The sequence below is a fragment of the Pseudonocardia xishanensis genome, from assembly GCF_039541715.1.
Taxonomy (GTDB): Bacteria; Actinomycetota; Actinomycetes; order Mycobacteriales; family Pseudonocardiaceae; genus Pseudonocardia; species Pseudonocardia xishanensis.
The window spans coordinates 85,314-107,537 of record NZ_BAABGT010000040.1; the positions used below are offsets into that span (position 1 = coordinate 85,314).

Below are 22,224 nucleotides of genomic sequence, written 5' to 3' on the forward strand. Positions count from 1 at the left end.
GTCTCGTCGTCGAGCTCAGGGTCACGGTGGGCTCAGCCGGGCAACAGCAGTCCCCGCAGGTCCTCTGGCGCGGCACCCGGCTGGGCACCCGGCCCGAGAAGGTCCACCGGCACTGCCGGGGTCTGCCCGATGAACAGGGGGGCGTCGGACAGCGCGCCCCCGATCGGCAGCTGGGTGCCCTTCGTGGTGGTGGGCACGAAACCGCCCTCCCGGCACTGCTGGACGGTGGCGGCCCGACGGTTCGCCGGAGCGTCCGGCTCGAAGCAGGGCAGGTTCCGCGAACCGCGGACGAGTCGCTCGTCGTTCTGGGGCAGCTGGCAGTACTGGTCGTCCGGGAACGGCATGTCGGACAGCTCGAAGGCGTCGCGCGGCCCGCCCTCGGCCCCCGGTCCGACCCAGCCCTCGTAGCAGGCGGGGCGGTTGGGGTTGAGCTTGATGTTGAAGTTGATCTGCTCACGCGTGTTCGGCCCCAGCGCCGCCTGGTAGAACGACTGTAGCGCCGGGTAGACGACGAGCACCTGCTCGATCGGGGCGTTGTAGGCCTGGGCCAGCTCGGTCAGCACGATGGTGTTGTCGAGGGTCCCCGGCAGCGGCCCGCGCAGCCGGTCCAGGAAGTTCCCCGCCTGCTCGGCGGCCACCTGGCCGTTGCGCAGCGCCCCGCGCAGGTCACCGTCGCTCTGTTTGAGCTGCTCGGTGACCGAGGCGAGCTGCCGCGACCAGGCCCGGGCGTTGTCCGCACTCGCGATCTGGCTGTCGAGGAAGGGCTCCGCGTCCCGGATGAGCTGTTCGGTCTGGGGGTACGCGGCGTCGGCGGAGTCCAGCAGCAGCCGTGCGTTGTCGGCGATGGAGGACAGCTGCGGCCCGATGCCGCGGAAGGCGGCGTCGAACTCCCGGAGGACGACGTCGAGGTCCTGCTTGTCGACCGTCGCGAGCAGCCCGTTCACCTCATTGAGAACGTTCGCGGTGGGCGTCGGGATACTGGTGTGGCTCTCCGGGATGAAGGCGCCGTCGGCGAGGGGTTCTGTGGCCGAGGCAGGCGGCGCGGACCCTGGCTCGCCGGTGAAGCTCGCATTGGCGACCTCCGGGGAGTCCGGCGGGACGAAGTCGACGAACTGCTCGCCGATCGCGGACACCGACTGCACGTGGGCGTAGCTGTTCGCAGGCGGGGCGAGCGACTCGTCGATCGACATCCGCACGTCGACGGCGCCGGGGACCAGCGTCACCTCCTTGACCTTGCCGATCGTGTAGCCGCGGTAGGTCACGTTGGCGTTGGGATAGATGCCCCCGGCCTCGGGGATCCTGGCGGTCACCTGGATCTGTCCCGCCCCCAGCAGGGTGGGGACCTTCACGTAGCCGAACGCGATGATCGCGAAGGCGGCCACGGACAGCGCCGTGAAGATCACGAGCTGCTTGCGGACGAAGCTGGTCATCGGCCACCCCCGGTCACGGAGTCGAGCAGGCCACCGAGTGCGCCGCCGTCGGGCTGCGGTGCCGTGGTGGGGTCCGGCGGGGCGTTGTACGCGTCCGGGGCCGGGTTGGGCGCCTGGGCCCCGTCTGCGGGAGACAACCCCGGGATCGGCGGGAGGCCCGGGAGCCGGTTCTCCTCCGGGAGCGGGGCCGGCAGCAGCGGGTCCACGGCCTGGGTGACCGTGCCGCCGTTGGCGAGGATCGTCTCCACCTGCCCCAGCGCGCCCGCGAAGGGCGTGTTGGTCAGGAAGTTGTGGTCCAGCGTCCCGAGCGTGAGGTCCACCGTGATGGAGAAGTTGATGAAGTCGCCGCGCACGTAGCGGTCGAACGTGCGCAGCGGGAACACGACGGTGCCCAGCATGTACAGCGAGTCGACGAGAGAGGGCCCCGCATCGGCGAGCCCCGCCAAGGCCGGCTCGAGGTTCGACAGGTTGGCGGCCAGGTCGTCGCGCACGCCGCCGAGCACCCGGTCGGCCTCGACGCCGAACCCGCCCAGCGAGTCCAGCGTCGCCACGAGGTCGGCGCGTTGCGCCTCCAGCTCCGCGAGGGCGGGTGGGAACGTCGCCAGGGCCTCCCGCAGCGCGGGGTCCTGCTCCGCGAAGCTCGACCCGAAGCGGTCCAGCCCGTCGATGGCGCGGACGATGTCGTCGCGCTGGTCGTCGAGCCCGGTCACGAAGGTGTCGAGCTCGGTGAGCAGGTCGCGGATCTGCGGCGTGCGGTTCGACAGCGCCCGGTCGAGCTCGCCGCTGATGGTCTTGATGTGCTGCAGACCGCCGCCGTTGAGCAGGGCGGCGACCGACGCCAGGACATCCTCGGTCTCCGGGTACCGGCCGGTCTGCGCGACCGGGATGACGTCCCCGTCCTGCAGCCGACCCTGCGGAGCCTCCTCGGGCAGGTCGAGCTGGACGAACTTGGCACCGAGCAGGCTGCCCTGCCCGATCTTCGCCCTGGTGTTGCGCGGCAGCTCCACATCACCGTTGAGCGCCACGGTCACGACGGCGTTCCAGTCGTCCAGCCGGATGGCACTGATGGTGCCGACGTTGACGTCGCGCAGCCGGACGGGGTTGTTGGCCACGAGGTTGCCCACGTCCTCCATCTGGATGTCGATCGTGTAGGCCCCCTCCCCCTGGCCCTGCGTGCCCGGCAGCTTCAGCGAGTTGATCCCGCCGTAGTCACATCCGGAGAGCGCGAGCACGCTGCCGACGACGAGCGCCGCCATCGCCTTCACGCCGATGCGTCGTCGCATCAGTTGCCTCCCGTCAGCAGGCCGCCGAGGCCCGGGATGTCGGTCGAGGGGACGAGCTTGTCGTTCGACGGAGCCGTGCCGCTGGTGCGGTCGACCTCGCCGGGACGGTCCGTCGAGAGGCCGCCGCCGGGCCTCGAGATCGGGTTGACGCCGATGGGCGGCTGCTGGATCCGCAGCAGGTTGAGCAGCGGACCGAGCGTGGTGACGCAGGAGTCCGTGCCCTCCTTGGCGCTGTGCGCGGCGGCGGCCGCGAACGCCGAGCACACGAAGTCCGCCGGGGTGTCGAGGTTGTTGACGGTGAGCGTGCCCGTCACGGCCTGCCCGGTCGGCGAGAAGACGTTCAGGAACGCCTGCAGCGTGTTCGGTGCGACGTGGAGGATCTGTGCCAGGTCGTCCCGCTGCGCGGCCAGGGCACCGTTGAACTGCCCGAGCCTCTCGACGGTGGTGTTCAGCTCATCGCCGTTGGTCCGGACGAACTCGTCGATCGCCTGGCCCGCCTGGTCGATGCCGCTGATCGCCTGCGCGAGCTGGTCGCGGTTCTCGTCGAAGATGCCCGACACGTCGTCGAGACGCGTGTTGAACTCGGTGATCTGGTCTCCCAGCCCGGACAGCGCGGTGACCAGCACCTGCAGGTTCTTCACCGTGCCGAACAGGTCCTCCCGGCCGTCGGCCAGTGTCTGCATCGCGGCTGACGCGTCCTGGATCATCGTGTTGAACTCCGCGCCGCGGCCGTCGCCGTTCTCCGCCGACACCCGGAGGAACCGGTTGAGCGCGCCCTGCGGGTCGAGACCGTCCGGGCCGAGCTGGGTGGCGACCTTGGACAGCTCCTTCTTCAGATCGTCGAACTCCAGCGGGGAGGCGGTGCGCTCCAGCGGGATCACGCCGCCGTCCTCGAGAACCTCGCCGCCCTTGTAGGCCGGCGCGATCTGCAGGAAGCGGGTGGCCACCAGGGTGGGGGTGACCACGGCGGCGCCTGCGTCGGCGGGCAGGTCGTACTTCGAGTCGTAGGTGAACTCGACCCTGACCTTGTCGGCTTCCGGAGTGATCGACTCGATCCTGCCGACATCGACGCCCTGGATCTTCACCCGGTCCTGCGGGTAGATGTTCTTCACCGTCCTGAAGTACGCCGTCCCGTGCTTCACCCCGCCCTGCAGCAGGATCACCACCGCGCCCGCGACGAGCGCGAGCACCACGGCCACGGCCACGAACCGGACGGGCATCGCGAGCTTCCCCAGCCGAGCCATCAGCTACCTCCCGTCGGGAGCGGCAGCGGCCCGAGGTTCGGGGTCTGCGCGGTCGGCACCGTCAGCGACGGGACGAACTGCGACGTCGGGAAGGCCCCGAGACCCCCGAGCTCGCCGTAGCCGGTGAACGAGGTGCCGTGCTCCAGGCCTTCACCGAGCCCGGTGATGAACGTCGACACCCGCTCGACCGCCGAGCCGATGTTGTCCTGGTTGTCCTGCAGGATGGAGATCGCGTCGTTCAGGGACTTCAGCGCGGGTTGCAGCCGGTTGCGCTGGTCCTCGTTGAGCCCGACGACCTGCTGGGCGACCCGGGTGGTGTCCCTGAGCAGGCCGGCGATCACCTCTCGACGCGCCTGCAGCTCGCCGAGCAGCGTGTTGCCGTCGACCAGCAGCGTCGACAGCTGTCCGCTGCGCTCGCTGAGGATGCCGCTGACACTGTTCGCCTTGGCGAGCAGCTGCCGCAGGGCGTCGTCGCGCGAGGCGATCGTCTGCGAGATGCGGCTGACGCCCCGGAAGGCCTCGGACAGGTCGTCCGGGGTGTCGGAGAAGGTGTCGGCGAAGACGTCGAGTGCCTGGCCGACCCGCTCGGTCTCGATCTCGCCGGTCCGGCGGGTGACGTCCTCGATGCCTTGGGTGATGCTGTACGGCGCGGTCGTCCGCTCCAGGGGAATGCGGTCGCCCGCCGACATCTCGCCGCCTCCGCGGGAGGAGACCTCGAGGTTGCGCTCGCCCAGCAGGGTCTGGGTGCCGATCGTGGCGGTCGACTCGTCGCCGAGCGACACGCCCTTGACGGTGAAGGAGACCAGGACGTCCCCGTCGACCAGGTCGACGCCGGTGACCTGGCCGGCCTCCGTTCCCGCCAGCTTCACCTTGTCCCCGACGTTGAGGCCGCCCGCCTCGCTGAACACCGCCTCGTAGCTCGACCCGGCGATGAAAGGCATCGCCGCGATCTGGAACGACCCGAAGATGATCACCAGGATGCCGCCGACGCCCACCAGCGCGATGGTGATCGGGTTCTTCTCGCGGAACTTCAGCTTGCTCATCGTCCACCGCCCTGTGCCTGGGCCGACTCGGCGACCTCGCGCTGCTCGGGGGTCTCCAGCGGGGCGACGTCGTCGTCCCGGCAGCGCTCGATGTTGTCGCTCGGACCCACCATCGGCGAGTAGAGCGGCTGGCCGTCCGGCCCGGTGACCTTCACCCGCAGCGAGCAGATGAACAGCGAGTACATCGCGCCGCGGGACGCGACGCGGCTGACCCTCAGGTAGGCGCCGGGCAGCATGCCCAGGACCTCGTTGAGGTTCTCCTCGCCCTGGTTGGCGAGGTCGGCGACGCGCTGGATCTGGTCGACGGTGCCCACGAGCGGGCCCCGCGCCTTGTCGAGGAAGCCGTCGACGCTGGTGACGAGTCGCTGCGTCGCCTCCAGGCCGTCGCCGATCCGCTCCCGGTCCCCGGAGAGCCCGGAGACGAGGATCTGGAGCCGGTCGATGGTCTGGGCGAGCTCGGGCCCCTTCTCGTCCAGGGTGCCGAGCACGGTGTTCAGGTTCGTCACCACCTGGCCGATGACCAGGTCTCGGTCGGCGAGGGTGTTCGTGAGGGAGCCGATGCGGGTCAGGATGGACTCGAAGGTCCCGCCCTGGCCCTGCAGCACCGCGATCAGGTCGCTGGTGAGGCCGTTGATCTCCTCGGGGGCGAGCCCTTCGAACAGCGGGTCGAAGCCGGCGAGCAGGACGTCGAGGTCGAGCGCCGGACGCGTCTGCGCCACCGGGATCTCCGCACCCTCCTCGAGGGTACCGACACCGCCACCCACTCCCCGCCCCACCTCGAGGTAGCGGTCGCCGGTGAGGTTGAGGTAGCGGATGGTGAGGGTGCTGTCGGTGGGCAGCGGCCTGGTGCGGTTGACCGAGAAGGCCACCGTCGCGTGCGCCGCGTCGGCGAGATCGACGTCGGTGACCTCACCGACGTCGACGCCCGCGACCCGTACCGAGTCCCCCACCTGCAGGTCGGAGGTGTCGGTGAACACCGCCTTGTACTCGGCACGGTCGTGCAGGCCTGCGACGTTCGCCCCCAGCTCCAGTGCGATCACCACCAGCACCACGAGGGCCACGGCGACGAAGATGCCGCTCTTGATGGTCGGCTTGAGAACCGCCTGGGAGTTGCTCGTGCTCATCGGGGTCCTCCGGAACCGGGCTGCTGGAGCGCCCCGGTCGCGCCGGGCTCGGTCGTGAGCGGGGCGCCCGCGAGCGGCCCGAACAGCTGGACCACGAGCGGCGGATCACCGACGCGGAGACTGTCGCGCTGCTCGTTCGTGCCCTCCGGCGGGGTCTGGACGTCGACGGCCGAGTCCGGGACCCGCGCACCGTCGAGGTCGGGCAGCCCGTGGCACTGCGGCCCGCTGCTCTGGTCGACCTCTGGCAGGTCGTTCGGATACGTGTAGACCTCCTCGCCCGGCTCGAACGACACGTTGCCGTTGATCGCGGCCACCTGGCCCTCACCGCCGAAGAAGTGCTCGGCCCGTCGGTTCGAGTGGTCGAGACCTTGAAGGAAGCAGGGGAACATCGGTGAGTACTTCGACAGCAGCGCCGTCGTCGGCAGAGCCGTGCGCACCGTGGTCATGAGCCTGTCGCCGTTCTCCGCGAGGAAGTTCCCGCCGATGTCGCCCGCCCTCGTGACCTGGAACAGGAAGCTGTCGATCTGTGCCTGCTGTTCCACGATGGTTCGACTGGTCGTCGAGAAGTTGCTCAGGATGGCGCCGAGGTCGGGGGCGATGTCGCTGTAGAGCTGGGCCGTGTCCGCGCCCTTGGCGAAGTCTCGCTGCAGGGTGGGCAGGTTCTCATTGAAGCGGCGCAGGTAGTCGCCGAGCCGCACGGCAGTGTCGCCCAGCTCGTCGCCCTTGCCGTCGAGCGCCTGGGCGACGGAGCCGAGGACCGCGTTGACCTTGGAGGGGCTCGCGGTGGCCAGCACGCCGTCCAGGTTCTCGAACAGGTTGTTGACCTCGACCGTGATCCGGCCGGTGCTCAGCAGGTCGCCGGCGGCGAGGTTCCTCGCCGAGGGGCTCTCCGGCTCGACGAGCGAGACGGTCTTGGCGCCGAACGCCGTCAGCTGGTTGAGTGCGACCCCCACGTTGGACGGGATCATGTCGAGCAGGTCGGGGTCGATGTTCAGCGCGATGTCGACCGCGTCCCCGCCGTCGGCGAGCGCCACCGCGTCGACCTCGCCGACGTCGACACCGCGCAGCTGCACCCGGTTGCCCGGGTACATCTGCAGGCCGGCCCGGTCGGCTTTCAGGGACACCCTCGCGTACGGGGTGAACGCCTCGTTGGCGACGGCGACACACAGGGCCACGAAGCCGCCGATGATGCCCAGCATCACGAGCGCATAGATCTTGTGCCTCACGCGGTCACCCCGAGATCCGGAAGACGTCGGAGTTGGTGTAGAGCGCCATCGAGATGACGAGCTCCATCGCCAGCACCGCGATGAGGGAGGTGCGGACGGCCTTGCCCACGGCCTGTCCGACGCCGGCGGGGCCACCCGAGGCGGTGTAGCCGTAGTAGGTGTGGATCAGGATCACCACCACCGCGACCCCGAGGGCCTGGGCGAACGAGAAGGCTATGTCCTGCCATTGCAGGAACGTGTCGAGATAGTGGTTGTACGTACCTGCGGACAGCCCGAAGAAGTCGACTTGGGTGATCTTCCAGCCGAACCAGGCGCCCACCATGGACATCGCGAAGATCGGAATGATCGTGATCATGCCCGCGACCAGCCGCGTCGTCACCAGGTAGGGCAGCGACCGGACGCCGATGACCTCCAGCGCGTCGATCTCCTCCGCCACCCGCATGGCGCCGAGCTGGGCGGTGAAGCCCGAGCCCACGGTCGCGGCCAGCGCTGCGCCCGCGACGATCGGCACCAGCAGCCGCGGATTGATGATCGCCGAGGTGAAGCCACCCAGGGCCTCCAGCTGCAGGTCCTTGAGCGCGCTGAAGGACTGCAACCCGCCGGTGACGCCCGCGAACAGCGTGATGAACAGGGTGATGATCGACGAGCCGCCGATGACGGCGAGCGCGCCCGTGCTCATGCCGACCTCGGCGATCAGGCGGACCTGCTCACCCTTGTAGCTCTTGACCGCCTTGGGGGTCCAGGCGATCGACTTGCCGTAGAACTCGGCCTGTCTGCCGAGGTCGTCCAGCAGCCGGAAGGGGGTCCCGACGACCTTCTTGACCCCGTCGAGGAACTTCGACTCCATCGCCCTCTCCTCAGACGATCCCGAGCGAATACGGGATCTGGGTCAGCATGATGTTGAGCGGGAACAGCGCGAGGAAGGTGTAGACCACCGTCTCGTTCACGGCGTTGCCGACGCCGCGGGGTCCGCCCTTGCAGGTCATCCCCCGGTAGCAGCCGATCAGCGCCCCGACGACGCCGAAGCACACCGCCCGGATCTCGCCGTGGATCAGGTCCTCGTAGCCGACTAGAAGGTCGACGGAGTCCACGTACTGGCCAGGGCTCGCGTCCTGCAGGTAGACGCCGAAGACGTAGCCACCCGCCAGCCCGATCAGGATCATGATCCCGTTGAGCATGGCGGCGTTGAGCGCAGTGGCCAGCACTCGCGGCGCGACCAGCCGCTGCACCGGGTCGATGCCGAGGACCTCCATGGCGTCGAGCTCCTCGCGGATCTTCCGCGCACCGATGTCCGCGCAGATGGCCGTGGAGCTCGCTCCCGCGATGATGAAGGTCGTCGCCACCGGGCCGATCTGAGTGATCGTGGCGAAGCCCGATCCCGCCCCGGAGAGGTCGATGGCCCCGAGCTCGACGAGCACGATGTTGAACTGGAAGGTCACCAACGCCACGAACGGGATGCCCAGCAGGATGGTCGGCCCCAGCGAGACGCTGCAGATGAACCACGTCTGCTGCAGGAACTCGCGCCACTGGAAGGGCGGCTTGAACATCGCGACGAAGGTGTCCATCGTGAACGCGAAGAAGCCGCCGATGGGCTTGACGGCGCGGCCCGCCGTCTGCGTGACGGTCACCGCACGCTCCACTCGGCAGCCGCTGCCGCACGACCGCGCAGAGAGCGCCGCTCCTGCATCGCGAGCGACGGGTGCCCTCGGCGTACTGCTGTATGACTCATCAACCCCGCCTCTTCGTTGAGACCCAGAAGGATCAGAGCCGGGTGTGCGTCGCACTCCGACTTCGATGGGCTCAACGAACGAGACGGCGACAGGTTACGGAATTTGTCGCTCGACGCTTCCCCGCGGCATCATGCCTGGTCAGCGACGTGAGCTTGCCACTATAGAGTGAGGCGCCGGCAAGGCCCGACGTCTGTCGGGTCAGAAGATCGACGTCTCCATGTCGACCCCGTAGCGGCGGAGCTTGCGGTAGAAGGTGCTGCGTGAGATGCCGAGCTGCTCGGCCGCATCGGTCTTGTTGCCGCCCGCTGCCCGCATCGCCTGCCGGATCGCGTCCGCTTCGGCCTGTTCCATCGCGGTGAGCCTGCGCCGGGACGCGGCGGCCACCAGCCAGGGCGGGAGGTCTGCCGCGCCGATGAGGGGTGCGGCGGAAAGCGCGGTCAGTCGGGCGAGAACCGACCGAACCTGAGCGACGTTGCCTGGCCATGGGTACCGGATGAGCACCTGGAGCGCGTCCTGGCCCACGCGAACGGGACGCCCGCCCTTCGCCTGCAGGAGCACCCGGACGATCGCGGGGAGATCCTCGGCGTGCGCACGCAGCGGAGGAATGGTGATGACGGACCCGAAGAGCGCCGCCACGCGGGAGACTGCTCCGGCCACCGGCTCGACGGCGGTCGCCAGGACCAGCCGCTCGTCGTGCAGCGCGCCGGTCAGGGCGTCGGCGAGACGGTGGTCCGCCTCCGCCGGGAGGTGCTCGATGTGGCGGAGCACGATCGCCCCCCGGTCGGACCCCAGGGAGACGACCAGCTCGTCGACGTCGCGAGCCGACCGGAGGTCGCCGCAGTCCACGCGCTGCACCGATTCGTAGCACGTCGCCGCCGCGGCACAGGCGAGCAGCAGCTTCCCGCTGCCCGCCTCCCCCACCAGCAGGGACGGCGTGTCACAGGCGACTGCCGTCGCGACCTCCTGACAGGCGGCTTTCCACACGGCACTCCCGCCCTCGACCCCAGGGAGCTCGACGCTCGGGGCGGCCCCGGACGCCTCGACCCGCCGGATCCGCTCGAGCTGGATGGAGGAGCCGATGACCTCCCGGCCGTCCAGGATCGGTGCGCAGTCGGCCATGACCCGGCCGCCCGCAGGGAGCGGGATCTCGCGTCGCCCGCTACCTCCTCCGCGGGTCGCCTCGAAGGCGTGCTCCCACAGCACCGCCTGGTCGATCTGGTGCAGCAGCCGGGCGGCGGCCGCGTTCGTGATCACCATGTCGTTGCTGACGCACACCAGCGGTCGGCTCGAACGCCGCTTCACCCGGGTGAAGCTCTGCACGAGCAGGCTCTCGCGCCGGCTGGAGTCCTCACCGAGCCGCTCCGAGATCGCGTCGGCCGCCGAGATGACCAACGGCATCACGATCTTGTTCGCCTCGCGGTACAGGCAGGTGATGTCCAGCATCGCCACGTACTCGCACGTCACAGGGTCCCGGACGGGGGCGGCGAAGCAGCTCATGTCGTGGATCTCGGGATGGAAGTGCTCGGCGCCTGCGACGTAGCACGGCCTGCGCGCCGCGGAGAACAGCGCGGCGACGGTCGTGCCGACGACATCCTCACTGAAGTAGAAGCCGGGCTCGGTCGGGATGGGGTGGAAGCGGCGCTCGATGGTGCCGTCGCACCACCTGCGGTCGATCATCATGCCGTCGGGGTCGCAGAGGAAGATCGCGGTCGTCGTGTCGCTGAGCTTGTCCGCCAAGTCGTCGAGGATGTCCTTCGCCGCCCGGTACAGGCGCGAGTCCGTGTCCACCTCGTTGCCGAAGACCGGGCCCAGGCGGTGCTCGGGATCGAACCTCCCGTGGTCGGAACGCTGCCAGGAGGCCAGGATCTCGGGACGCACGGCGGGTCCGATGTCCACGGCGTCGCCGCTGCGGAAGCGCTCCCAGGCCATCAGGGTGTCGCGTCCCCCGAGCTTGCCCACCCGACCATGCTCCATCGCACGCTCCTTCGACCGTCGCCGCAGCCGGATCCCGAGCCCGTCATCCGGGGCCGTGAGCCTGCGGAGGCCGAGACCGGCCACACTGCCGCGCTCGCGTTGTCCCGACGAGACGATAGCCACGCCGGGCCGTGCCGGGGTGTGTCAAGGACGATGTCGTTCGGATTTGACACAGATGACGCAGATCACTCGCCGCTAACGTCCGGTCCGTGCCCACCCGGTGATCCTGAACCGGGAACCATGCCCCGACGACGAAGTGGGAGCGCATCTGTGAAGTTCGACATCGTCACCGTCCCGACCATCCCGGCCACCCCGGAGGAACGCCGGCGCCTCAAGCCGATCGGGCGGAACAAGGAGAAGGTCCAGGAACTCTACCGCGAGATCACCGAGTGTTGCGTCGCGGCCGAGAACGCGGGGTTCGATGCCTTCAGCACCACCGAGCACCACTTCCACACGGAGGGCTTCGAGTTCTCGGTCTCCCCGCTGGTGCTCTACTCGCACCTCTCCGCGATCTGCAAGAAGATCACGTTCGCGCCACTCGGCGTCGTGCTGCCGACTTGGGACCCGATCCGGCTCGCCGAGGAGGTGGCGATGCTCGACCAGCTCACCCAGGGACGGGTGTGCGTCGGGCTCGCCCGCGGCTACCAGCCGCGGTGGACGAACATCCTCGGCCAGAAGTACAACGTCAAGGCGGCGACGATGGACGGCTCCGCCGCCGACGTGAACAACCGCGAGGTCTTCGACGAGATGTTCGAGATCCTCATCAAGGCCTGGACGAAAGAGACGTTCGACCACGACGGCAAGTACTACAAGGTGCCCTTCCCGCACGAGGGCATCGACTGGCCGGTCCACGAGATGACCCGCGAGATGGGCGCACCCGGCGAGCTGGACGAGAACGGGAAGGTCGTCCAGATCAGTGTCGTCCCCGGGCCCTACCAGGATCCGCACCCGCCGCTGTGGCAGGCCTACGCCGCGAGCGAGACCACCGTCCGCAGGTGCGCCGAGAAGGGCATCACCCCGTTCCTCATCATCTCGGACCCGGAGAAGTTCAACGAGTTCTGCCAGATGTTCCGCGACGTCGCGGCGCAGGCAGGACGGCAGCTCCGGCTCGGTGAAGGACTCGGCGCCAACCGATCGGTCACCTTCGGCGACACCTACGACGAGGCGTTCGAGCTCGGAGTCAAGACCACCGGCGTGGTGTTCCACGAGTACTTCACCCGGTTCGGCTTCATCGAGGGTTTCCGCATCCCGAGCGACCCGCCGGACCGCGACCTGGGCCTGCGCGACCCGCGCGCCGTGTTCCAGCGTCTGGTCGACGCGGGTTTCGCGATCTGCGGTACGCCGGACCAGGTGACCGAGGAGGTCGCCAAGGTCGCGAGGTGCCACGGCGACGGCGAGCTGGACTGGTTCTCCTGGAACCTCTTCCAGCAGGGGAACGTGTCCCTGGACATCAGCCTCGACCAGATCACCCAGTTCGAGAAGCACGTCATCAAGAACTTCGCCTGACGAGGAGATGCGATGACCAGGATCGAAGTGGAGCCCGGTGTGGAGCTCCACGTCCAAGACGTCGGGTCGGGCCCCCCGGTCGTGCTCGTGCCGGGTTGGGCCCAGAGCCACGAGGTGTGGGATGCCCAGGTGCGGGTGCTCGCACCGAACCACCGGGTGGTGGCGGTCGACCCCCGTGGCCAGGGCCGGTCCGACCGGCCGTTCGGCGACTACACGATCGCCCGCCATGCCGCGGACGTCGCGGTGGTCCTGCGCGAGCTCGATCTTCGCGACGCGGTGATGGTCGGCTGGTCGATGGGCGGGTTCATCGCTCTGCGAGCCACCGCCGACAACCGGGACCGGATCGCGAAGCTGGCCCTGGTCGGCTCGAACGGGACCCGCCTCGTCAGCGACGACGGGTTCCCCCACGGGCTGCCTGCCGACGTCGTCGGACAGTTCCTCGGTGGTGAGCTGACGGCGCGTCCGCAGTACCGACGCGGTGCGACGGAGCAGTCGCTGTTCGCCCCCGACCCGGCCACCGTGCAGTGGCTCGTCGCCGACAACATGCAGACGCCCTCGTGGGCGGGTGCCGCGTCGATGCAGGGCCTGGTCGACGCGGACCACCGCGCAGACCTGGCGGCCCTCGACCTGCCGGTCCTGCTGCTGCACGGAAAGAACGACCCGTTGTTCCCGATCGACGGCTCGCACTGGGTCGCCGAGCGGTTGAAGGACGCCCGCGTCGTGGAGTTCGACTCCTGCGGACACGCTCCGCACATCGAGGCCACGGGGCAGCTCAACGCCGCCCTGGTGGAGTTCGTGGACGCCTTCTGACCGAGTGGGAGGACAGAGGGGGGTGGGTGGGCCACGGCTCGCCCACCCCCCTCCTGGATGAGGACTGCGAGGAAGTATGACCGCATCGACCGGCAGCGTGGTGGTCGGCGCCTACGAGCATCCGGGACGCAGCCTGCCCGGTTACACCGTTCCGAGGGTGCTGCGCGAGGTGACGGACGGCGTCCTCGCGGACGCGGGTCTCGGCCTCGCGGACGTCGACGGCTTCTTCTGCGACTCGACCGTCCCGGGCTTCGGCCCGTCCGACATCATGGGCTACCTGGGCCTGAACTGCACTTACGCGGAGTCGACCGACGTGGGGGGCTCCGCGTACATCGCGTATCTGGGTCACGCGGACGCGGCGATCCGGGCCGGCAAGTGCCGGGTCGCGCTCATCACCCTGGCAGGCCTGCCGAAGGCGGACCCACGGAACTTCGTGGGCCGGGAGCTGGTGCCGGGGCCCGCCGCACCGTTCGACGTCGTCGGCACGGTCGGCGGGCATGGCCCGGTCGCGGACTACGCCCTGACGGCGCGCCGCCACATGTACGAGTTCGGCACGACGGCCGAACAGCTCGCCTGGATCCGGGTGGCCGCCTCCGAGCACGCGCAGCACAACCCCGACGCCGTGTTCCGAGACCCGGTCACGGTCGAACAGGTCGTCGACTCACCGCTCATCGCCGACCCCATCCGCCGCCTCGACTGCTGCGTGATCACCGACGGCGGAGGCGCCCTGCTGGTGGTCCATCCCGATGTGGCGCGCGAGCTCGGTCGGGCCGGGGCACGCCTGCGCGGGCACGGCGAGGCCAACCACAACATCGACACCGGCCGGGTGGACCTGACCTGGTGCGGGGCACGGCGCAGCGGCACCCAGGCGTTCGCGATGTCGGGCACCACCCCGAAGGACATCCAGTACCTCTCGCTCTACGACAGCTACACCATCACCGTGCTGATGCAGCTGGAGGACCTCGGGTTCTGCGAGAAGGGCAAGGGTGGTCCGTTCGTCGAAGGCGGCACGCTGCGTGCCCGCGGCGGCGCGCTGCCCTTCAACACCGACGGCGGCGGCCTCTGCAACAACCACCCGGCCAACCGCGGGGGCATGACGAAGGTGATCGAGGCCGTCCGTCAGCTCCGCGGTGAGGCTCGGCCGGAAGTCCAGGTGCACGGCTGCGAACTCGCCCTGGTCTCCGGCATCGGCGGCCGGCTGTCCACGCGGCACGTCAGCGCCACCGCCGTGCTGGAGAGGTTCTCACCATGATCAGAACCGGGTCCACCGCCCTCCCGACGCCGGTCCCCGCCCCCGACCCCATGACGTCCGAGTACTGGGATGCGGCGGCTGCCGGGAGCCTGGTGCTGCCGCGGTGCCGAGCCTGCCGCGAGGTGTTCTGGTACCCCCGCCCACACTGTCCGCTCTGCGGGGCGGACGGCGTCGAGTACGTACCCGCGGTGGGGCGCGGCGTCGTCTACACCTTCACGGTCGTCCGGCGGGCCGGGGGCGCCTGGGGGGAGGCGGCACCTTACGTCCTCGCCATGGTGACCCTGCCCGAAGGCGTCACCGTGTCGGCCAACATCATCGACACCCCTCACGGCCGGCTCCGGATCGGCCTCCCCGTCCGGGCAGTGTTCGAGCGGGGGTCGGCGGACAGCCCGGCCGTGCTGCGGTTCACCGCTGCGGGCGCCGAGAAGGCCCCGTGACGCCGGGGGCCGGTGACCAGGCGGTGAACGCCGCCGACCTCGCGACGTGTCTCGGTCGGCTCGCCCTGTCCCACCCACAGAGCTGCGCGTTGCGCTTCGGCACCGACAGCCGGTCCTATGCCGAGCTGGACCGCCGCGCATCCGATGTCGGGACGCTCCTCGACGAGCGGGGCGTCCGTCCCGGTGACCGGGTCGCGGTGCTCTCCACCAACCGGCTCGAGGTGGTGGACACGTTCTTCGGCATCGTCCGGCTCGGCGCGATCGTCGTCCCCCTCAACACCCGGCTGAGCACCACGGAGGTCCGCTACCAGCTGAACGACTGCGGGGCCGAGGTCCTCGTCGCCGAGCGCGCACTTCTGGAGCGGCACCCCGAGCTCCGCAGACCCTTCCGCGTCGTCCTGGTCGACGACCTGCCGCCCCACGCGGGGACCGCTCCGTGCCCCAGCCCGGTGGTCGACGACCACTCCCCCGCCTTCATCCTCTACACCTCGGGAACCACCGGGCCGCCCAAGGGCGCGATGCTCTCGCACCGCAACCTCGTCTTCCGCACCTACGCCGGCCTGCTGGGGATGGGCGTCGCCGGTGGCGACGAGGTCTGGTACTCCGGTCTGCCGTTGTTCCACATCGGAGGCTGGTCCAGCGTCCTGATGTACCTCTACGTCGGGGCGACCGTCGTCCTGGCCCCGAGCACCGGGTTCGACGCGGACGCCGCGGTCGCGGCCATGGTGGACCACGGGGCGACCGGTGCCTTCTTCGTGCCCACCCAGTGGCAGGCGGTGTGCGACGCCGTCGGAGAAAGACGGATCCCGCTGCGGCGTATGGTCTGGGGCGCTTCACCGGCACCGCGGGTGCTCCTCGAGCGCATGTCGGAGACCTTCCCCGGGGTGCCGAACATCAGCGCGTTCGGCCAGACCGAGACGGCCGCATCCACGTGCATGCTTCGCGGCGACGACTCGATCCGCAAGATGGGTTCGGTAGGAACTCCCCTGGTCGGGGTCGCAGTACGGATCGTGGACGACGAGATGCGCGACGTCCCCCGGGGCGAGGTCGGCGAGATCGTCTACCAGGGGCCGACCGTGTTCCTCGGGTACTGGAACCGGCCGGAGGCCACCGCCGAGGCCACCGCAGGCGGCTGGTTCCACTCCGGCGACCTGTGTCGACAGGACGACGACGGCTTCATCTGGGTCGTCGACCGCAAGAAGGACATGATCGTCACGGGCGGGGAGAACGTCTACTGCGCCGAGGTCGAGTCCGTCCTCAGCACTCACCCGGGGGTCCGGGACGTGGCGGTCATCGGCCTTCCGCACCCGCGCTGGGTCGAGACGCCCTGTGCGGTGATCGTGCCGACCGACCCGGACACCCCGCCCGACCCGAGCGACGTCATCGCCTTCGCCGCCGCCCACCTGGCCTCCTACAAGAAGCCGACGTCCGTCGAGTTCGTCGACATCCTGCCCCGCAACGCGTCGGGGAAGGTGCTCAAGACCGAGCTGCGGTCCCGGTTCCGTCCGCCCGCGCCACACACCGGAGAACGCCGTGACGCCTCCTGAGGACCCCGCCATCCGTCGGCTCGCCTTCGGTGCCCAGCTCACGCGGGCCGCCCAAGCCCGACCCGATGACGTCGTCTACACCTCGCCCGAGCGAACCCTGACCTGGGCGGAGCTCGACCGCCGTGTGCACGGGTTGGCCGCCGGTCTCGCCGACCTCGGTGTCCGACACGGGGACCGGGTGGCGGTCCTGATGCGGAACCGGCTCGAGGTCGTGGAGACCTACCTCGCGGCGTTGCGGCTGGGCGCCATCGCCGTGCCGCTCAACTTCCGGCTCACCGGCCCGGAGATCCGCTTCATCCTCGACGACTGCACCCCTTCGGTGCTGGTCACCGAGAAGGCACTGTCCGGGGCCGTGCCTGCAGGCCCCGCCGATCCCGTCACCGTGGTCGTCGACGCGACGAAGGGTGCGGACGTCGACTTCGAGCATCTGGTCGCCGGTGCCGTGGTCCGTCCCCCCGTCGACGTGGTCGAGAACGACGCGGCGTTCTGCATGTACACGTCGGGGACCACCGGCCACCCCAAGGGCGCCGTCCTGACCCACCTGAACCTCGTGGCGTCTGCGTTCGCGATCTCGCTGGCGACCGGTGGCAGGCACGCGGACGTGCGGCTGCTCGCCGTACCGATGTTCCACATCGCGGGCGTCGCGAACCTGCTCGGTCCCCTGCTCGACCGCGGGCGGCTCATCGTCCCCCCGGGCGACACGTTCGACCCGTCCGCGACCCTGGACCTGCTCGAGCGCGAGCAGGTGACGAGCTGCTTCTTCGTCCCGACCCAGTGGCAGGCGATCTGCGCCGTGCCCGGCGCACGGGACAGGGACCTCGCCCTCCGGCTGCCGTACTGGGGGGCGTCCTCGGCCCCACCGTCGGTGCTGGAGGCGATGGCCGAGACGTTTCCCGGGGCTCCGTCGTTCGCGGCCTTCGGCCAGACGGAGACCAGCGCCACGACGTGTCTGCTCAGCGGAGCTGACGCCCTGCGCAAACAGGGCTCGGTCGGGCGTCCGGTGCCCACGGTCGAGATCCGGCTCGTCGACGAGGATATGAAGGACGTGCCCGTGGGCGAGGTCGGCGAGATCGTCTACCGCGGGCCCACCGTGATGTCGCACTACTGGGGGGCTCCGGAGGCCACCGCGGAGGCGTTCGTCGGCGGCTGGCTTCACTCCGGCGATCTCTGCCGGATGGACGACGAGGGGTTCCTCTACGTCGTCGACCGCAAGAAGGACATGATCATCTCCGGCGGCGAGAACATCTACTGCGCCGAGGTCGAGGCCGCCATAGACAGTCACCCCGGCGTGGCCGAGGTCGCCGTCGTCGGAGTGGAGCACCCGGTGTGGGTGCAGACCCCGCGTGCGTTCGTGGTCCCCAGGGACCCCTCCCGTCCCCCCTCCGCGGAGGAGATCATCGAGCACTGCCGTACACGGCTCGCGTCGTACAAGAAGCCGACGTCCGTCGTGATCGTCGAGGCACTCCCCCGCAACGCCGGTGGCAAGGTCCAGAAGTTCCGGCTTCGCGAGCACGGCGGGAGCGCCGACCGACCAGCCACACCGGTCTCGATCGACTGACCCGCCGCGTCTCCACCCCGTAGCGGAAGCGGACCGGCATAATTATGCTTTGTACTTTATAGACTTGGTGAGGAGTGCCGTGGAAGACCGCACAGAGCTGTACATCGGCGGGGACTGGGTGCCGTCGCTGGGGCAGAGCCGGATCGAGGTGGAGAACCCTGCCACCGGCGAGATCGTGGCGACGGTGCCGTCCGGCAACGCCGAGGACGTCGACCGTGCGGTGGCCGCGGCGCGGGCGGCGGCACCGGGGTGGGCCGCGGTCCCGACGTCGGAGCGGGCCGAGTTCCTGCGCCACATCGCCACAGGCATCGCCCAGCGCCAGGACGAGCTGGCGCGCGCCGTCACGACCGAGATGGGCTGCCCGATCACAGTGGCCACCCGGGTGCAGACCTGGCTCCCCCGAGCCGTGCTGACCACCACCGCCGACACGCTGGACGCCTACGCCTTCGAGACCGAGATCGGGAACTCCCTGGTGGTACGGGAGCCCGCCGGGGTGGTCGGCGCCATCACCCCGTGGAACTACCCCCTGCACCAGATCGTGTGCAAGGTCGCCGGAGCGCTCGCGGCCGGGTGCACCGTCGTGGTGAAGCCCAGCGAGATCACCCCGCTGTCGGCCTACCTGCTCCTCGAGATACTCGAGGCGGCCGGGCTCCCGGCCGGTGTCGTCAACCTGGTGCCGGGGCTGGGTCCCTCGGTCGGCGAGGCGATCGCGGGCCATCCCGACATCGACGTCGTGTCGTTCACCGGGTCCGTCCGCGCGGGTCGACGGGTGGCCGAGGTCGCGGCGGCGAACATCACCAAGGTCACCCTGGAGCTCGGAGGCAAGTCCGCAGGGGTCGTCCTGCCGGACGCGGACCTCGCGACCGCGGTCAAGGCAGGCGTGGCCAACGCGTTCCTGAACGGTGGGCAGACCTGCGCCGCGTGCACCCGGATGCTCGTCCACGAGTCACAGTACGACGAGGCCGTCGAGCTGGCCGGGGCTCAGGCGGCCAAGTACCAGCCGGGTGACCCGCTGGAACCGGCGACTCGCCTCGGGCCGTTGGCCTCCGGCGCCCAGCGGGACCGCGTCCGGGAGTTCATCACGACCGGGATCGCCGAGGGGGCCCGGGTCGTCACGGGTGGCGCGGAGCCCCCGGAGGGGCTGGAGCGCGGGTACTTCGTCCTACCGACGGTGCTCGCGGACGTCCGTCCCGAGGCGACCGTCGCCCAGCAGGAGATCTTCGGTCCGGTGCTGTCGCTCATCCGGTACTCGGATGAGGAGGAGGCCGTCGCGATCGCCAACGACTCGGACTACGGACTGGCGGGCGCGGTGTGGTCCGCGGACCGGGCGCGCGCGGTCGCGTTCGCCCGCCGGGTCCGTACGGGCAGCGTGGACGTGAACGGAGGCGGCTTCAACCCCGCCGCCCCCTTCGGCGGCTACAAGCGTTCGGGGATCGGCCGCGAGATGGGTGTCTTCGGCATCGAGGAGTTCCTGGAGGTCAAGTCCATCCAGCTCTGACATGTCGGTGGCCCGGCAGCGGCCTGCTGCCGGGTCCCATCGGCAGAAGAGCAGGACCGGCTTGACCGCCTCCCCGGACTCGCCGGCCTTGACCGCGCGGTCGATCTCCTCGAACGGGAAGGTGCTCACCATCTGGTCGAAGGGAAACACCCCCGCGAGGTGCAGCCTGATCAGCTCGGGGATGAACTGCTGCGGCACGGCGTCGCCCTCCACGACTCCGACGATCGTCCTCCCGGCCTGCACGAGGTTGTAGTCGAGACGCAGCTCCGCACCCGGGGCGCCCGCGCCGAGAAGCGCCACGGTCCCGGTGGTCCGGACACCCGCCACGATGGCCGCGACCGCTCCGGGGTTGCCCGGCGTCTCGACCGAGAAGTCGGCGCCACCGCCGGTGATCTCCATGATCCGCGCTGTCGAGTCGCCATGCCGCGCGTTGACGACGTGCGTCGCCCCCAGCTCGCGTGCCAGGTCGAGGCGGCTGTCGTGTACGTCGACCGCGATGATCGTCGCCGCTCGCGCGACGACACCGGCGAGCAGCGCGGCGAGCCCGGGGGCCGGCATCCGCCCGCCGCGGCGGTCGCACCGGCGGCCACCGCCTCGGCGACGAAGTCCTCGCACCGGCTCCGCGTCCGCTCCACGGCGAGCGGGCCGAAATCGACGGTCGGTCGACGGGATCACCGATGCGCAGTGCGCCGAAGGCGTCGACCAGGGCGCCCACGACCTCGTCGTGCCGTCGCTCCGACACGAGCACCCTGGTGATCGCGACACAGATCTGCCCTGGAACGTCACCAGACCGGGCATGAGCGCCGGAACGAGGTCATCCAGCGGCATGTCATCGGCGACGATCCCGGCAGACTTGCCGCCCAGCTCGAGCGTCACCTTGGCGAAGCGACCCGCAGCCGCCCGCAGAATGCTGGAACCGACTGCGGCGCCGCCCGTGAAGCTGATCATGTCCACGCCGGCGTCGGCGACGAGGGCTGCGCCGGCGACGGGCCGGCGGCGAACACTGACAGGACCCCCGGCGGAAGGTCCGACCGTTCGACCGCCGCCCCGACCACGCGCGCGACGAGCGAGTTCTCCTCCGGCAGTTCGAGGATCACGGTGTGCCTGCGAGCAGTGCGGGCAGCCGGCTGCCTTCCCTCAGGCGGGATCGGCGACCGGTTCGACCTTCTCCTCAGCACCCCGGTCCGACCTGCCGTAGGCGGTCTCCCGAATACTGAACAGGGCGATCAAACCGATCACCGAGACCCCGATGATCCACCAGGCGGGCGAGGTGGGACTGCCGGTCGAGGCGACCAGCAACGTGGCGATGTAGGGAGAGAATCCTCCCGCGATGACCGCGGCCAGGTTGTACGAGAGCGCGGCACCGGTATACCGGACCCGAACCGGGAACAGCTCACTGAACAAGACCAGCCCGGAGGACTGGACGCCTGACAACAACATGAACAGCAGCAGGGTCAGGCCGACCGCGGCGAACGACGGCGCGTTGGCCAGGAGCAGCAGGATCGGGAAGGCGAGCACCAGATGTCCGAGGGTGCCTGCGATGAGAACCGGTCGCCGCCCGAACCGATCCCCCAGCATGCCGAACAGCGGGATCGAGACCGCTTGGATGACGAGGCACGCCGCGATCAGCCAGAAGACACCGCGCTGGTCGAATCCGCGGGTCTTGACCAGGAACGCGGGAGCGTAGACCAAGCTGACGTAGACCACGCCGCTGAGTCCGATACCGAATCCGAGGGCCTGCAGCATCTGCTTCGGGTACTGGGTGAAGAGCTGACGAAGCGGGACCCGGCGGATCGTCGACGTCTCCACCGCCTTGCGGAACTCCGGCGAGTCCTCGACCCGCAACCGCAGGACCAGGCAGATCACGGTGAGTGGCAGGCAGAGGAGGAACGGGATGCGCCAGCCCCACGCCGTCAGCTGCTCGGCCGTCACAGCCAGGGAGATGATCCCGACGACGACGCTGCCGGTCGCGGCGCCCATCGAGGAGCCGAACGGGTTCATCGCGACGAGGAAGCCCCGCCTGCTCGGCGGAACGGACTCCATGACGTAGGTGACGGCGCCGATCAGCTCGCCGCCCGCCGAGAAGCCCTGGCAGAGCCGAGCCAGCACCAGCAGGATCGGAGCCACCGCCCCCAACGTCGCGTAGCCGGGCAGGAGGCCGATCGCGGTCGACGCCGTACCCATGATCGAGATGGCCAGGATCAGAGCGGCTCGGCGACCGAACTTGTCTCCGTACCACCCGAAGAAGATCGCACCCAGTGGACGTACGAGGTACGAGCTACCGAAGGTGAGAAGCGTGGCGAGGACCGCCGTCGTGCCGTCCTGAGTGGAGAAGAAGTTGGCGGCGATCGCCAGCGTCAGCAGTCCGTAGATCGTGAACTCGTAGTACTCGACGGCGGTGCCGAACAGGCCGGCCGCCACCGCCCGCCTGGCCTCGGCGGGGATCGGTTCCTTCACCGCCGCGCCTCGGCCATGCCTCACGGAGCCTTGCGTAACGCCGTCACCGGACAGTCCGGGAGGCGGGGGGACCTGCGACATGGATCTCCTCCACTCACCTTTGCG

Annotated in this window: 17 protein-coding genes and 2 pseudogenes; 7 read left to right on the plus strand and 12 right to left on the minus strand. The window is 69.8% G+C overall.

Going from position 1 to position 22,224, the window contains the following annotated elements:
• Nucleotides 1-32: 32 nt before the first annotated feature.
• From ABD993_RS17595 to ABD993_RS17635, 9 genes are all read right to left on the minus strand, one after another.
• Nucleotides 33-1,430 (minus strand): MlaD family protein, encoded by a 1,398-nt coding sequence (locus ABD993_RS17595; protein ID WP_345419165.1) that lies wholly within the window; start codon nt 1,428-1,430, stop codon nt 33-35.
• On the minus strand, nt 1,427-2,713 hold the full coding sequence (locus ABD993_RS17600; protein ID WP_345419167.1) for an MCE family protein: 1,287 nt from the start codon (nt 2,711-2,713) through the stop codon (nt 1,427-1,429). Before ABD993_RS17600 ends, ABD993_RS17595 begins: the two co-directional genes overlap by 4 nt.
• Complete coding sequence (locus ABD993_RS17605) at nt 2,713-3,957, minus strand: MCE family protein (protein ID WP_345419169.1); 1,245 nt, start codon at nt 3,955-3,957, stop codon at nt 2,713-2,715. The genes ABD993_RS17600 and ABD993_RS17605 overlap by 1 nt, the downstream gene beginning before the upstream one ends.
• Nucleotides 3,957-5,000 carry an MCE family protein gene (locus ABD993_RS17610; RefSeq protein ID WP_345419171.1) on the minus strand — a complete coding sequence of 348 codons (1,044 nt, stop codon included), beginning with the start codon at nt 4,998-5,000 and terminating at the stop codon, nt 3,957-3,959. The genes ABD993_RS17605 and ABD993_RS17610 overlap by 1 nt, the downstream gene beginning before the upstream one ends.
• On the minus strand, nt 4,997-6,124 hold the full coding sequence (locus ABD993_RS17615) for an MCE family protein (RefSeq protein ID WP_345419173.1): 1,128 nt from the start codon (nt 6,122-6,124) through the stop codon (nt 4,997-4,999). The genes ABD993_RS17610 and ABD993_RS17615 overlap by 4 nt, the downstream gene beginning before the upstream one ends.
• Entirely contained in the window at nt 6,121-7,350 is a 1,230-nt protein-coding gene (locus ABD993_RS17620) for an MCE family protein (protein ID WP_345419175.1), read from the minus strand. Before ABD993_RS17620 ends, ABD993_RS17615 begins: the two co-directional genes overlap by 4 nt.
• Before the next feature lie 4 nt (nt 7,351-7,354).
• A complete protein-coding gene (locus ABD993_RS17625; protein ID WP_345419177.1) occupies nt 7,355-8,197 on the minus strand; it encodes an ABC transporter permease in 843 nt (280 codons plus the stop codon).
• A 10-nt stretch (nt 8,198-8,207) separates the two neighbouring features.
• Nucleotides 8,208-8,978: an MlaE family ABC transporter permease gene (locus ABD993_RS17630; RefSeq protein WP_345419179.1), complete on the minus strand. Its 771-nt coding sequence runs from the start codon at nt 8,976-8,978 to the stop codon at nt 8,208-8,210.
• 300 nt (nt 8,979-9,278) lie between these two features.
• On the minus strand, nt 9,279-11,054 hold the full coding sequence (locus tag ABD993_RS17635; protein WP_345419181.1) for a sigma-54-dependent Fis family transcriptional regulator: 1,776 nt from the start codon (nt 11,052-11,054) through the stop codon (nt 9,279-9,281).
• Nucleotides 11,055-11,324: 270 nt separating this feature from the next.
• Here ABD993_RS17635 and ABD993_RS17640 point away from each other — a divergent pair, with 270 nt between their 5' ends.
• The 7 genes from ABD993_RS17640 (at nt 11,325) to ABD993_RS17670 (ending at nt 19,662) form a co-directional block, all read left to right on the plus strand.
• Nucleotides 11,325-12,560 carry an LLM class flavin-dependent oxidoreductase gene (locus ABD993_RS17640; protein WP_345419183.1) on the plus strand — a complete coding sequence of 412 codons (1,236 nt, stop codon included), beginning with the start codon at nt 11,325-11,327 and terminating at the stop codon, nt 12,558-12,560.
• A gap of 12 nt (nt 12,561-12,572) precedes the next feature.
• Nucleotides 12,573-13,370: an alpha/beta fold hydrolase gene (locus ABD993_RS17645; RefSeq protein ID WP_345419185.1), complete on the plus strand. Its 798-nt coding sequence runs from the start codon at nt 12,573-12,575 to the stop codon at nt 13,368-13,370.
• Nucleotides 13,371-13,446: 76 nt separating this feature from the next.
• Complete coding sequence (locus ABD993_RS17650) at nt 13,447-14,622, plus strand: thiolase domain-containing protein (RefSeq protein ID WP_345419187.1); 1,176 nt, start codon at nt 13,447-13,449, stop codon at nt 14,620-14,622.
• On the plus strand, nt 14,619-15,059 hold the full coding sequence (locus ABD993_RS17655) for a Zn-ribbon domain-containing OB-fold protein (RefSeq protein WP_345419189.1): 441 nt from the start codon (nt 14,619-14,621) through the stop codon (nt 15,057-15,059). The genes ABD993_RS17650 and ABD993_RS17655 overlap by 4 nt, the downstream gene beginning before the upstream one ends.
• Nucleotides 15,056-16,606, plus strand: coding sequence for an AMP-binding protein (locus ABD993_RS17660; RefSeq protein ID WP_345419191.1), 1,551 nt, complete (start codon nt 15,056-15,058; stop codon nt 16,604-16,606). The genes ABD993_RS17655 and ABD993_RS17660 overlap by 4 nt, the downstream gene beginning before the upstream one ends.
• Nucleotides 16,593-18,164: an AMP-binding protein gene (locus tag ABD993_RS17665; RefSeq protein ID WP_345419193.1), complete on the plus strand. Its 1,572-nt coding sequence runs from the start codon at nt 16,593-16,595 to the stop codon at nt 18,162-18,164. Before ABD993_RS17660 ends, ABD993_RS17665 begins: the two co-directional genes overlap by 14 nt.
• Before the next feature lie 79 nt (nt 18,165-18,243).
• Nucleotides 18,244-19,662 carry an aldehyde dehydrogenase family protein gene (locus ABD993_RS17670; protein ID WP_345419196.1) on the plus strand — a complete coding sequence of 473 codons (1,419 nt, stop codon included), beginning with the start codon at nt 18,244-18,246 and terminating at the stop codon, nt 19,660-19,662.
• Nucleotides 19,663-19,842: 180 nt separating this feature from the next.
• On the opposite strand, the pseudogene ABD993_RS36765 reads toward ABD993_RS17670, so the two are convergent.
• The 3 genes and pseudogenes from ABD993_RS36765 to ABD993_RS17675 form a co-directional block, all read right to left on the minus strand.
• Nucleotides 19,843-20,220 (minus strand): annotated as a pseudogene (locus ABD993_RS36765) (zinc-binding dehydrogenase); the annotation flags it as partial.
• Nucleotides 20,221-20,332: 112 nt separating this feature from the next.
• Nucleotides 20,333-20,640 (minus strand): annotated as a pseudogene (locus ABD993_RS36770) (aldehyde dehydrogenase family protein); the annotation flags it as partial.
• Nucleotides 20,641-20,799: 159 nt separating this feature from the next.
• Nucleotides 20,800-22,119 carry an MFS transporter gene (locus ABD993_RS17675; protein ID WP_345419199.1) on the minus strand — a complete coding sequence of 440 codons (1,320 nt, stop codon included), beginning with the start codon at nt 22,117-22,119 and terminating at the stop codon, nt 20,800-20,802.
• Nucleotides 22,120-22,224: the final 105 nt, after the last annotated feature.